We start from the raw sequence: 12,851 nt of genomic DNA, 5'->3' as shown, positions 1-12,851 counted from the left end.
CTGAGCTTATGAAATATCAATGTATATAATCGAAATAATTTAAGCTGATCAAGTATTGTAACTGATTTTTCCTAAGTTTGTACATACGTCATGGCAAGCGTGCCCGTTCGTGCAAAGATTTGATCAGCCAGTTAATTGTTTAATAATGCAAACCTTCCTGCTTATTATCCAAACAAGATTACGAACGCAATACCCCGGATAATAAAGTAGGTCTAAATCAGGAATGTATTATGGAACCTATTGAGTATCTAAAACTCCAAGCAAAAAATCTGCACAAAGATTTTAAAACACAAACGATTTCTTACGACCCCAAACTGCGTCGTAACGTGTACGGGTACGACCCGAAATTTTTTAAGTTCGACCTGCTTGTCGATGATTTTAGCATTAACGAAGAAAAATTCACGCTGATGAACGCCCAGCACATCATTGCGAAATTATGCGGACTGGACAAATGGACGGAATTGTCAACAGCGTCGCCAGCAAAAATTGAGCTTTCAGTTCTACTGTACACTAACATGGACAGGCTTGAAGTGCGGGATTGGGATCAATATGTATTGGATATTGAAACCTCAAATAACGTAAAGCTTGAAGATGAATTTAAACTGAAAATCTTTAAAGAAGGATTTTTACAGTGGCAAGAGGACGTTTACTATGAAGACTACAGGTTGTCAAAAGACGATGATGACCAAATTGAATGGGACCGGGAGGATTCTGCGACAAGCACAGCGGCTGTGAAAATAAGCTCATTGCCCCTTGATGAGGAGGCTCGTGAAAAATTTATTACCGCAGCGAATGAGTCCTTCGAGCGCGTCGTGGAGCGTATCGAACTGGAAAACCCCGAGTTGATCCGATCCTTGTGGGATGCTGAGAAATTCATTGATGAAGAAATACTGACGCCCGATAAGCTGCCTATTGATCGCGAGTACGCGCTTTCACTGGTGGATGCTTTCATGTTTGGTTATGTGAGGGAACTTGCCGTTGAAGCGGACGAACAGGCGGAACAGTTTAAATAATGTAAATGTCATAGATGCATTAATGTTATCTTAAATATCCATAAACTCATACAATCCGGCCCAGTGCCGGATTTTTTTTGCCCTGTAGCCACCTTAGGCTTGCTTTAGCGCTTTAGCGAATAACAGCATCTAAAACACCAATGATTGTTTTCGGGCACCTGTAGTCCCGCTGTCTCCTTTGCCTACGTGCTTTCCTCTTTTCATCCCTTCCACGTTATCTATTGCTGCGAGCCGTACGCTGGTCCCGTTTCTTAAGGGCGAAGGTATGGCAGCCCCCTTTTAGGGTTTCAAGGTCATGCCCTTCGGGTTTGGCAAAAAATCTCCACGCTCCCGCTGGTCGGTCGTATTTTTTGCTCAAAACCTTGCTCCCCTGAGTGGCCGCCTTATCCTGCCCTTGAAACGAAACCAGCATACTCCGGCTCTTTACACGAATAAAAAAAATGTCAGGGATCAATAACAACATCCATCAGCAGCTAAAAGGCAAAACGAAACAGCGCCTCCTCTCATTGCCGAATAAATTTTGTGGGATTGGGGCAGCAGGAAAAAAGGATTTAACATTCAAAATCGAATCATTATGAACATTATCGGAAGGCTGACAAGGGATGCGCAGGTGCGCAATGTGTCGGAAGAACAGCAGGTCGTGAATTTCTCGGTGGCACTCAACGAGAGCTACCGCAACAAGGAAGGGGAACGAACCGATATAGTAACGTATGTGGACTGCGCCTATTGGCGTACCACCAAGATAGCACAATACCTTACCAAGGGTAAACTGGTGGAACTCTCGGGAAGGATAAGCCCACGGGCGTGGGTAGATACCGACGGGCAGCTTCGGGCGGCACTGAATTTCCGCACCTCAGAAATCAAATTCCACGGGGGCGGTAAAAAAGAGGAGGGCGCAGAGGCCAGTACCAAACCTAAAAACAGCAAGGCCGTAGCACCCGAGCGCAGCGCAGCCGATAACGACGACCTGCCATTTTAAGCGGCAAAGCATTCAATTTTTTAATTCTTAAATCAAAACATCATGGCACATAATCTGAATTTCAACGAGCATACAGGCAAATATTCCTTTTTTAGCGTACAGCAAAAAGCATGGCACGACTTAGGGCAAATCGTAACTGAGTACCCCACAAGCGCGGAAGCCATCAAACATGCAGGGCTGGACTACGAGGTAGCCAAACTGCCTAATACACACGTACTCCCAAGCGGCAAATCGGTACTGTCAAAGGATAGCTTCTATACCTTCCGCACCGATAACGAGGAAATATTAGGCGGTAAGGTCGGTAAAGACTACCATACTGTACAGAACAAAGAAGCCTTTTCCTTTTTTGACGCCATCGTAGGCGGTGGGGACGGCATCCTGTACGAGACTGCAGGGGCATTAGGCAATGGGGAACGCATTTTCATTACTGCCAAACTGCCGGGCTATATCCGTGTGGGAAAAGGCGAGGACATCACCGAAAAATATATCTTCCTGACCACTTCGCACGATGGCTCGGGCAGTATCACCGCAGCCTTTACCCCGATAAGGGTGGTTTGTCAGAATACCGTGAATGCTGCCCTTGGCAACATGAGCAACGTGGTACGCATCAGGCATACCGCAGGGGCAAAGCAGCGTTTGGAGGATGCCCACAAGGTCATGGGGCTTGCCAATACCATGAGCGAACAACTGGAGGGCATTTTTAACGGGTGGGCAAACGTGAAGGTATCGGATAAGGAGGTAAAAAAACTGATACAGCTTGCCCTTTGCCCGAACAAAGAAACCTTTGACCTTTTGAAAAGGGGGGCGGAAGATGAATTATCGACCCTGTTTAAAAACACCGTTGAAAATGCCTTTTCCTACGCCATGCTCAGCGATACACAGCAAATGGACACCACACGCGGCACACTCTACGGGGCGTATAATGCGGTAACGGGTTACTACCAAAATGTGCGCAATTACAAGGACAGCGAAGCAAAACTGCAATCCATCGTTATGGGCGGTACGGCGCAGGGCAAATCACAAAAGGCCTTTGAGCTGTGCAGCAGCTTTGCCAAGGGCGGCAACGATATTTTTCTATTCAACTGATACAAGCTAATAGGGACTGGCCAGAGGTCAGTCCCCTAATACTATACGCCATGAAAACTTTAAAGCAAATGAACAATGTAGAAAAAGCAAGGGTACTGCACACGTGGTTTCCCGACGAGATACCTGCCTTACTGGAAACCATGCAGGGCATGAGCGAAACCATCCTGCAAAACGAGGCGCAGCACCGTGCAGGCTGGGAGGAAGGATTATTCGGCTTTGACTTTTGGCTACAGCTTGCAGGGCAGGCAGAGCGCATCATCCAACTGTACGGCAAAGGGCTACACAAGAAAGGCAGGCTTTTTTCCGACCAACTGTTCGACCATTATCAGGCGATTTACACCGTGCATTGCCTCATAGCCTTTGCCAAGACACGGCAGCTTGCTAACCGTAAATTCTTTTTGGCAACAGATTTATTATTCGACATCTAATCGTAGTCACTATGGAAACGATAACAGCATTCATCAAAACACACCCTCAAAGCCTGACCCTTTTGGGCTTAGCCCTGCTGATACGCTTTTGGGTCAACAGGCGCAGGTTTAACCGTAGGGGTTGGGGAGGTATGCAGCATTTTACAAGCTACGGCAAAGCCCTTTTTACCACCGCAATAGAAAAAATACTGATGCTGATTGCGGGGGTAATGATGGTAGCTGCTATCCTTTTACTGCTTACAGGACACTAACAAATTTATCATTATGGAAACGAACTTTTTTCAGGCCATCGCTGCCCTCCATGTGGGGGGCGGATGGACAATCAATATCACCAATAACCCTACAGGCAAATGGGTAATATCGGTACTGTTCTATAACGACAGCGTGGGCGATGATGTGCGCAAACGTTTGCCGCCCATTATCCTCAAAGGCACACCTGCCGAACTGGACGGGGGCTTTTTTGAAGCGGTATCGCAGCCCGTACAGGAAACCGCCGCCCTGTTTACCAACATGGAAGACTATCTGAAACAGCGTGAAGAGGCCAAAGCCGCATCCCAAATGCAAAAAGATAAGACCGCCAAAGCCGACAAGGACAAGACCGATAAGCAAAAGAAATATGAGGAAGCCATGAAAAAGGTGGACGAACTGGAGGCCGAAGGCAAATTTAAAGAGGCTTGGATGAAAGTGCCATCGCCACAGGACTACCCCGAAGATGCGGAAACCCTGCGCGCCCGTAAAGCGGCACTCTCTGCACAGTTCGCCCCCGATTTGTTTAACGAACCCAAAACCGTATAGCCATGTTAGTTACAGCCAAATTAGAACGGGTATTTATATTCAAGGACAACGGGCAGGATATCCACCTTGCCGACCCGTCCGATACGTTCAGCCCCGAGGCCGTGCTGGATTTTTATGCACAAACCTACCCGATACTCACGACCGCCACCATACAGGGGCCTGTCATTAAGGATGATACCATACAGTATGAATTTGCCGCCCAAATCGGCGTAAAAGGATAAGCTATGAAAACAGGTAAAATCGAGAACCTCAAAACCAAAAGGCAATGGAAACTGCACCAACAATTAGGCACCTTCGCACAAAGCCTCAACACGCTGCCCGATGCGGAGGCCGCAAGGGCAAACAGGGCGCAGGGCGCACCGCTTGCGCTCCTGCCGATGGTTTTCTAAGGCATAGCTTCCTGCCCCTGTACGGGCAGGAAGTTGCGCCAAAAGAACCCAACATTGAATGGGATTTCTTTGCCTCCCTTGACAGGGTGGTACAGGAATATAACCTGAAAGCCGTTGATTTTACGGGAAAACCGTACCCATACAATGTCCTGCTCGCACACACCAGGGCACAGCAGCAATTAACGGCAATGGGAAGGGGAATTACGTTGTCCGTTGAGCAGGACGACAAAGGCGATACCTGCCTTGCTACAACAGAAAGGCTCTATACAGGCGACACCCTTTACTATATACCCGTTGTGCCACTGTACCGCCTGTTAAAAGACAAAAAGAAAAAGCAAACCGCAGAGTTGTTGCTGTCGGTTTGCAGCTACCTGTACCGTCATGCAGGGGTGCCGTATTACCGAAACGACTATGAATACATCTGTAACCAGTTGGAATACATAGAGGATTGGCATACGGAAATCCGTGAGAGCGAGGGCGATGAATATGCGCAGGGAATATTAGCGGAACTAAGTACCGCAAAATATTACGGCGATGTGATGCAGCGCAAGCTGCACAGTCCCTACCATCTTGAACAGTTGCAGCAGCGCATCGATATTTATAAGCCCATAACTGAAATGGAGCATGAGGTGCTGAAAGCTGCCAAAAAAGCCTGCAAGCTTTTGCAGGATTACCCCGATGCCAACCTGTTTATGCATACGGAGGTAAACGACCCCGAAGGGTACGATGATGAGGTTGTTCGTGCGCAGCAGTACATCTCTTTTGTGGCCGAAACCGAAGGGGCATTGTATAACCAAATGGAACAGATGATAAACGAGGAGTTTGGCAATTGCGGCGTGACCGAGATGCCCACCTTAACCAAACATTTTGACCGTAATTATTTGTCTGACGGTGCTACCCTTGATTTTGAGCGCAGGGCGTTTGCTCTGCTTGAGAATATATGTTACCTCTTAAATAACCTGCCATGAACGATATAACCCAGTCTTTTGGAACGCTGTACCATCCCGTTAAAGCCTTTGTAGTCTACGAAAAAGACGGTGCAGAACAGCACCGTTATGTTGAAAGCTATGATATGGACGATAACGGATGCCCCATCAATGCCCACCCATTGAGCGTAAAGGAAGCTACTGCGCTTGCCAAAGCCCTTGATACATCGGAGGAATTGCAGCGCAATTTCTTAAAGTCCGAAGGTTTGCTGCCTAAAAATGTCCTGTACATCAACCCCACGCAGGGCGGTTATATGGTATGGCAAACCCCGAGGCAAAGGGCAATGCTGTACTTTACCGACAGTCTTAAAATTCCAAACGGCATAGCTTCCATACCGCCGCTTGTATGGAGGGCTACAAAGGATACCCTTTGGATATATGCCCTTGCCGATGATAACGAAGTTACCGCAGAAACGCCGCTCTACCGCGCACCGTTCTTTAACTTGTATAACGATGGTAAAGTGTGCATGGGGACGGTTAAAATCAGCATACCTGCCGACTGCCTGTTGGAAGAATTTATGCAGCAGTGGCAACGTTGCTTTTTTGAGAGTTATTTCAGCCATACCCTTGGCGATAGCCCCGTGAAAGGCAACATCATTCAGCTATGGCAACGCCTTGCACGCACCAAAAAGCAGTTCCCTGTCAAATCCCTTGTCCAAACACGTTACACCCTTAAAAACCTGCTCAAATGAAAACCAAAATGCACTTTGCAGATAATTGCCTGATTAACCCCACCAACCCTATAACGGTAAATCTTATTGGGGCAGGGGGGACGGGCAGCCAAACGCTGACCGCACTGGCGCGGATGAACCACAGCTTACTGGCTTTAGGCCATACAGGCTTGCAGGTCAGCCTGTACGATGATGATGTGGTCACGACGGCCAACCAAGGCAGGCAGCTTTTTGCCGATTGCGAAGTCGGCCTGAACAAAGCTGTTGCGCTGATTAACCGAACCAACCGTTTTTTCGGCACGAACTGGAAAGCGGTTACCAAACCTTTTACAGGCAATGGTATTGACGCGTTGCCTGAACGGGGGAGGGCAAATATTTATATTACCTGCGTGGATACCGCCGCTGCACGGTTTGATATAGCCAAAGCCCTTGAAACCCTTGCCACTGACGGCAGGGCGCAAAGGGACAAGCCATTGTATTGGCTTGATTTGGGCAACTCCAAAAATACGGGGCAGGCTGTACTGGCTACTATCAGTTTTATCAAACAACCTAATTCCGAACGGTACGAACCTGTCGCAGATTTACCGTTTGTGACCAAAGAATTTAAAACGGCTTTGGAAGTGCAGGACGATAGCAACGAACCAAGCTGCTCCCTTGCCGAGGCACTCGAAAAGCAGGATTTGTTCATCAATTCCACAATTGCCAACATGGCGGCATCATTGCTGTGGAACCTGTTCAGGGAAGGCATGACCGATACAAGGGGATTTTTTATGAACCTGAAAAACTTTAGCAGTACTTCAATAAAGGTGGGCTAATGCCCGCCGCCGCGCAATCGGCTTCCTTCGTCAGGGGATTGCGCGGCGTTTTATGCTGTCAGTATGCTGCTAAGACTAATGACTTTCGGTTTTCAATGAAGTCGGAGTTTTTACGATGCTAATTTTTAGAAATAAATTGAAAGGTAAAATATTGTACTTGTGGAGTTTAATTGCTTTTTTTGCTATTTTTACTTAGCAATAATACAATAACCTAAACCTTTTCAGAAATGTTAGACTGGCAATCAAACAAAGTTAATATCGATAATTTATGTTCAAGGCTTTATGATGGCAACCGGAAAGTTATATGCTTTGTAGGCGCAGGAGCCAATATGCAATATGCTCCTTCCTGGAAAAAGTTAATTGAAAATTTATTGTTCAGTGCTATCGGTAGAGGTATATTTACTGAAGAAGAAATTCAGTCAATTCAAAAAGTTATAGGCGAAGATTTATTAGCAATCTTTGATTTAATTATAAAGCGAGCAGATCAGCTATTTATATCCGAATTTCTAGAACAACAGTTTTCTAATAATGAGGGTATTAGTGATATATACAAAAAATTAATTGATCTTCCATTTGACGGATATATAACTACTAACTTCGATCTCGGTCTTTCAGCTTCACGGGAAGCAGCGGGGTATGTTAACGCAATTTCTGCGGTAAAGTCTTATCAGTCTGAGGAATATTTGAAGAAATGGCTAAATAACGAAATATTCATCCATCATAAACCCATACTGCACTGTCATGGGATGGTTTCAATACCAGATTCAGTCATTTTAGGTCATAAAGGTTTTGCAAATATTTATTCTGATGATTCTACTTGGAAGGAACTGTTCCAATATTTATGGAAAAATCATACTATCGTTTTTGTTGGTTTTAGTTTTTCTGATCCGTACATTAATGTATTGTTCAGGCATACTTTGGAACCTACTCAACAGCATTTTATAATCCAGCCGTTAAAAAGTAGTGATGTTAGCTCAAACATCGCAAATAGTTACTATCTAGACTCAGGCTTAAAACCAATTTTCTACCTTTCGAAAGATGATCACAACGAAATATTTGATGTGTTTGCACAAATTGCAGGATGTTTTAATGATAAATGTCTAGGTGAGGCAGGAATTGCCTTTCAAGTCGAACTTGAAAATTGCAGTCACCTCCCGGCATCTGTTATTTGTGAAAAATTACGGAAACAATATAACTCAAATTTTATCCAGACTGTTGGACGTAAAAAAGGTAATCAATTCAGAATAACTTGCAGCCATGCTATATTTGAAACTTTATGGACGCATTTTAAACAAGGACGTTTAACAAGGATTGGCGACTTTCGCATCCTTTCTTTAAAGCCATCAGACGATCAAATCGTTGGGTTAGAATTTGTGCCTGATCATCGCATCATTCCGGGGCATCCTGCATATCCAAAGGATGAGGCGGTCGCCGGGGTTTTCAATGAATTTCTAAAAGCACAATATTCAACTACCTTCCCTTACACTGATAAGGAGCTATTAGATCTAGCGACAGAATTAGCGGGAGACAAAGCAGGCGCAGTCGTATGTCGTAAAGAGGGGATATCGGGAATGAACCATATCATCGGCCCCTTAAATGAACTATTCAAACCATATCGTGTATCCGAACAGAAAAAGACTATCGTCTATATCACATTTACACCACACGGATATTACTATCATTCAAATTACTTACAACCTAACATAGAATATACGACAAAGGTGCTTAGCGTTTTAATCAACGATCTTCCCTTAATTTTAAATTGTATATTTTCTACGGATGCTGAGTATTTCAGCAATAATCATCAAATTACGTTGAAATTACATGATCAGTATGTACACTATATTATCGATTGTTCTACTATTGATAAATATGAAGAAAAATTAAAAATTGTGGCAGCAAAAAATGTTCATGTCGTTAATGGCTTTGAAGGACTTCAAATCAAGTTAAGGGAAATTGTTAATTCCCCAAGCTATGGAAATTGCTGAAATATTGACCCTAAAAATAACGAAAGATGAGTATGGTGATGGACGCAGCTATGGAGGCTTGGGATCGCGGATTAAGCACTATACCGGATAAACAACTATGTGGAAAGCATATTGCTGACTATGCAATAAGGAGATTTATAAAACGTACCGGCCAAAAAGGGCAATGTGATTATTGCGGAAATACCAGAGTTGTTATTCAACTGGACACCTTATTGTACTTTATTACAGATGCGCTTCTTCATTTTTATACCGATCCAGCTAATTTTATGTCCTACGATTCGTCGGAAGGTGGTTACTTGGGAGAAGTTGAAGGGCCTTGGGAGATGTTGGAAAATCTTGGGCTTAATATACCTGACAAGATATTGTGGGACGACCTATACAACAGTTTTGACCATGCCACCCCTTGGGCTGACCAACAGTCAGCACTATCAGATTTCAAGTATGAAGGTTGGCTGCATTTTAAACATATCGTTAAGCATCAGTCACGCTTTCTTTTTATTGGTAAAGAAGAATTCCGTGTCGGGCATCAAACGATTACTGCGAGGGATTTCCTTAAACAGATTATTGGAGATATTCGCCGGCAACGTATGCTAACACAAATCCCAACAGGAACGGCTCTATATCGCTGTCGTCAGCATTTGAAAATGAGTGAAGTAGCCGAAGCCAGCGATATTTGCGCGCCAAAAGCGGAACATGCGGTTAATCCAAATCGAATGAGTCCAGCAGGTATCGCGATGTTTTACGGTGCATTAAACGCAGAAACAGCAAAGCTTGAGACATTTGATAGGTCAGATAGAACAAAGCCTTTTTTATCACAGGCAATCTTCACTCCTAAAGAAGACCTCCTACTCATCGATCTCAGTAAGATACCTGTCATAAGTCCTTTCGACCAAGAAAACTGGGAGCTCTATGATAGGGTGGAATTTTTGCGCCGCTTCCTTAGGGAATTTTCAGCACCTATTTCTCGCGACAGTTACGCACATATCGAATATGTTCCTACACAAATTATTACTGAGTTCCTGCGTTACAATTTTAAAAGGCGTGATGGCAAAAAAATTGATGGAATCATATACCCGTCTTCTAAAAATAGAAGTCTAAACGCCTTAGTGTTGTTTATGGATCATTATGAATGCCTTAAAAGATTGGACTTTGACACATCTAATCTCGTCCAAGAAAAAGTTATATATTTAAAATAATATTATAGAGTTAATAATTATTATTTCCAATAAAGGTTTGTTTCATCATAAGGTTGAATTAATTGGTGCAGTTAAATAAGCACGATTTGTTTTTATTCTTTTCCCTTTATATATTTATTATGGAACTAATTACAGCAGTTCAATCCATTATTACAATTAGAAGGTTTGTCGAAAGTGACTTGCTAAGTCACCTTGCGAGCATCCAACTGGATGCAGCTGCTGAAGCCTTAGCTAATGCAGAGATTGCAAACGATAAAAGAAATTCTTATTGGTCATGTATAAACCATCTTGAAGATGCAGAAGCCATTTATAAAAAGAAAATCAATAGTGCGAAATGTGACGAGGCCTGTAGATATTATTGCTATGTATCTGCCTTAAAAGCTGTAATATTTAGATATCTAGGGGAGGAGCTACTAGTGGAAAAATGTTGCGAAGACTCACAGAACATTGAAAATTTACGCAGAAAATATAAAGAGGCGGACATGCTGGGGAGTTTTAATATCCCTAGCTTATTCTCTTTAGTTTCTATGGTACTTTCAAAAGGTGAATTAGAAATTAAGGCGAGACGTTTTAATCCATCATTGTTTTGGTTGACCATGTTAAATAAGAACACCGATTTTTCTCTACCAGTTTACAAGAATGAAAAATTAGATTCGGATAATGTAAATATTGATTGGGATTCGTATTAATAATTCGATATAACGAATTTTAGTAATTGACTATTCTTCTTTTTTATTAATGATGAAGCCGATAAACTTACTTCCGAATTCTGTAATACTCATGTTGGTAAAAGGAGGCGAATTGAGGGCTCCTATTCCCTTGTCTGACAGCAAGCCTTGTGCAAATAATATCTGTTTATAATAGAGAAATGCATCCTCACTGATACCGTAAAACTTTGCCGATTTGACCAAATTTAATTTCTTAAACTCTTCCTCAAAGTTTTTTAATGCCAATAGCTTATCTGATAAATCGTTGGTTGTTTTATCTTGGCTCGTATTTGGGTCATGGGCAGAATGCAAATTTGAAGTAAATCCCCCCTGTATCCTTATCACTTCCTGATTTAACAAATCGAATTGTTCGTGCTTTAGTTCAAACTCATCATCAAAGATTTGATGATGTTTGAGAATAACAATAGCAGTATCGTTTAAATAATTTACTAAATCCAAAAAGATATCTGTATCATCCGCATTAGGATAAGGATAATTTATAAAATTTGTAAGGATATCACGGAAGCGTATGTGTTTTTCCTTTGATTTAGTTAGAGCTACCCTTTTTAGCACGGATTCAAATAGGTCTCCAAAATCTTCTGATGTGAAAACAGTGTTGTCAATAATAGGGTTATTTCCAAAATATTCGGCCAACAGGAGTATAAAGTTATTGATTCTTTCTTGTTTAACACGGCCTCTGTAATCAAATATAACTTCATTTAATAATCCTCCCACATAGGGTACTACACTAAATAGTGTTTTAGCAACAGAATTAGTCAATTCTTTTCTTTCAAAATTTTCCATTTAGCTTTACTCTGTTTATAATATAAATGCGCTTTATTAGTAAATAAATATACTTAAAAAGTGATTAGGATATATGCCAATATATTAACTTAGTGACCCTAAACCGAAATAATATGGATTTATTGTCCGCTGCAAATAATGCTGCTTCTATAAAGAAATTTGTTGAGCAAGATTTAGTTAGTTTGCTAATAGACCTGCAATTTAATGCCGCTGCCAGCACACTGTCCGGGGTAGAAAAGGCTATTGATAAAAAAAGTGTTTATTGGTCAGCTATTACTAATTTTAATGTAGCGCAAGAAGGGTTAAAGCGTAAATTGACCTCGAAGAATCGTTTTGAAGTGGCGAAGCAGTTTATTTATTTATCTGCCCTTATTGCAACAATTTATAAATATCTCGGAGAAGACGGTTTAGTAGAAAAGTGTTACGATGATACATTGGAGGTTGTCAAGACGCAAAGAGTAAATGAGAAGAAATACGAAATAATTGATAATTTCTCTGCTTGGCTTCCCAAAAATTGGATAGAAAGTAATCGAATTCGGGGTTCCGTATTTGGTCAGAGATCGCTCCGATTCGATGCCCAAGAGTTTTGGAGGCAATTATCAAATAAGTCCGAGAGTTTACTCTTATTAGTTATCGATCCCGACCCAGGTCCTAATGGTTCCTATATGGACTATCGATAGCCGCTAAAATATCTATGATTATTTTTTGTTCCTTCTTGATGTAAGTAAACTATTGCTGAAGCTCATTCCAGGAGCACTTCTACATAGATCTCATGTTAATTTATATATTATTAATTATGACTCTAAATAAAGCAACAGATGGGGCGGGGTTTTATTAATTTCATTTACAGCCTGAATTTTACAAAATGATTTACAAAAGTGTTTCCATCTGTTCCTGCAATATTCCAAAGGTATATCGCTTTAATTATTTCTCGTCTTGAATAGCTGTGATAATCAGTGTTGAAACGCAAAGATTGATGTCTTGTCCTAGGGTT

Annotated in this window: 15 protein-coding genes; 14 read left to right on the top strand and 1 reads right to left on the bottom strand. The window is 42.4% G+C overall.

The genetic code is table 11. The features are described 5' to 3' along the window. Window positions 1–230 precede the first annotated feature (230 nt). From GR160_RS07705 to GR160_RS07645, 13 genes are all read left to right on the top strand, one after another. Window positions 231–1,013, top strand: coding sequence for a hypothetical protein (locus tag GR160_RS07705; RefSeq protein ID WP_160749286.1), 783 nt, complete (start codon window positions 231–233; stop codon window positions 1,011–1,013). Window positions 1,014–1,587: 574 nt separating this feature from the next. Further along, on the top strand, window positions 1,588–1,992 hold the full coding sequence (locus GR160_RS07700) for a single-stranded DNA-binding protein (protein WP_160749285.1): 405 nt from the start codon (window positions 1,588–1,590) through the stop codon (window positions 1,990–1,992). 42 nt (window positions 1,993–2,034) lie between these two features. Then, a complete protein-coding gene (locus GR160_RS07695; protein WP_160749284.1) occupies window positions 2,035–3,078 on the top strand; it encodes a DUF932 domain-containing protein in 1,044 nt (347 codons plus the stop codon). Between the two features lie 50 nt (window positions 3,079–3,128). Further along, window positions 3,129–3,506 carry a hypothetical protein gene (locus GR160_RS07690; RefSeq protein WP_160749283.1) on the top strand — a complete coding sequence of 126 codons (378 nt, stop codon included), beginning with the start codon at window positions 3,129–3,131 and terminating at the stop codon, window positions 3,504–3,506. Between the two features lie 11 nt (window positions 3,507–3,517). Further along, entirely contained in the window at window positions 3,518–3,757 is a 240-nt protein-coding gene (locus tag GR160_RS07685) for a hypothetical protein (RefSeq protein ID WP_160749282.1), read from the top strand. A 13-nt stretch (window positions 3,758–3,770) separates the two neighbouring features. Next, complete coding sequence (locus GR160_RS07680) at window positions 3,771–4,301, top strand: PRTRC system protein E (RefSeq protein ID WP_160749281.1); 531 nt, start codon at window positions 3,771–3,773, stop codon at window positions 4,299–4,301. A gap of 2 nt (window positions 4,302–4,303) precedes the next feature. Continuing rightward, the gene (locus GR160_RS07675) at window positions 4,304–4,522 is read left to right on the top strand and encodes a PRTRC system protein C (RefSeq protein WP_160749280.1); all 219 of its coding nucleotides are present in this window, start codon (window positions 4,304–4,306) and stop codon (window positions 4,520–4,522) included. Window positions 4,523–4,566: 44 nt separating this feature from the next. Then, window positions 4,567–5,658, top strand: coding sequence for a hypothetical protein (locus GR160_RS07670; RefSeq protein WP_160749279.1), 1,092 nt, complete (start codon window positions 4,567–4,569; stop codon window positions 5,656–5,658). Beyond that, the gene (locus GR160_RS07665; protein ID WP_160749278.1) at window positions 5,655–6,368 is read left to right on the top strand and encodes a PRTRC system protein B; all 714 of its coding nucleotides are present in this window, start codon (window positions 5,655–5,657) and stop codon (window positions 6,366–6,368) included. Before GR160_RS07670 ends, GR160_RS07665 begins: the two co-directional genes overlap by 4 nt. Then, a complete protein-coding gene (locus GR160_RS07660; protein WP_160749277.1) occupies window positions 6,365–7,162 on the top strand; it encodes a PRTRC system ThiF family protein in 798 nt (265 codons plus the stop codon). Before GR160_RS07665 ends, GR160_RS07660 begins: the two co-directional genes overlap by 4 nt. Before the next feature lie 227 nt (window positions 7,163–7,389). Beyond that, the gene (locus GR160_RS07655) at window positions 7,390–9,150 is read left to right on the top strand and encodes an SIR2 family protein (RefSeq protein WP_160749276.1); all 1,761 of its coding nucleotides are present in this window, start codon (window positions 7,390–7,392) and stop codon (window positions 9,148–9,150) included. A gap of 26 nt (window positions 9,151–9,176) precedes the next feature. After that, the gene (locus GR160_RS07650) at window positions 9,177–10,346 is read left to right on the top strand and encodes a HEPN-associated N-terminal domain-containing protein (RefSeq protein WP_160749275.1); all 1,170 of its coding nucleotides are present in this window, start codon (window positions 9,177–9,179) and stop codon (window positions 10,344–10,346) included. A gap of 119 nt (window positions 10,347–10,465) precedes the next feature. Next, the gene (locus tag GR160_RS07645; protein ID WP_160749274.1) at window positions 10,466–11,035 is read left to right on the top strand and encodes a hypothetical protein; all 570 of its coding nucleotides are present in this window, start codon (window positions 10,466–10,468) and stop codon (window positions 11,033–11,035) included. A 30-nt stretch (window positions 11,036–11,065) separates the two neighbouring features. Here GR160_RS07645 and GR160_RS07640 read toward each other — a convergent pair whose 3' ends face one another. Next, window positions 11,066–11,857 carry a hypothetical protein gene (locus tag GR160_RS07640; protein WP_160749273.1) on the bottom strand — a complete coding sequence of 264 codons (792 nt, stop codon included), beginning with the start codon at window positions 11,855–11,857 and terminating at the stop codon, window positions 11,066–11,068. A gap of 113 nt (window positions 11,858–11,970) precedes the next feature. On the opposite strand from GR160_RS07640, the gene GR160_RS07635 reads away from it, so the two are divergent. Continuing rightward, window positions 11,971–12,537 carry a hypothetical protein gene (locus GR160_RS07635; RefSeq protein ID WP_160749272.1) on the top strand — a complete coding sequence of 189 codons (567 nt, stop codon included), beginning with the start codon at window positions 11,971–11,973 and terminating at the stop codon, window positions 12,535–12,537. Window positions 12,538–12,851: the final 314 nt, after the last annotated feature.

The organism is Flavobacterium sp. Sd200, from assembly GCF_009826935.1.
In the GTDB taxonomy this organism is placed as follows: Bacteria; Bacteroidota; Bacteroidia; order Flavobacteriales; family Flavobacteriaceae; genus Flavobacterium.
Note: the sequence above shows the minus strand (reverse complement) of the source record. Positions and strands in the feature narration are given on the sequence as shown.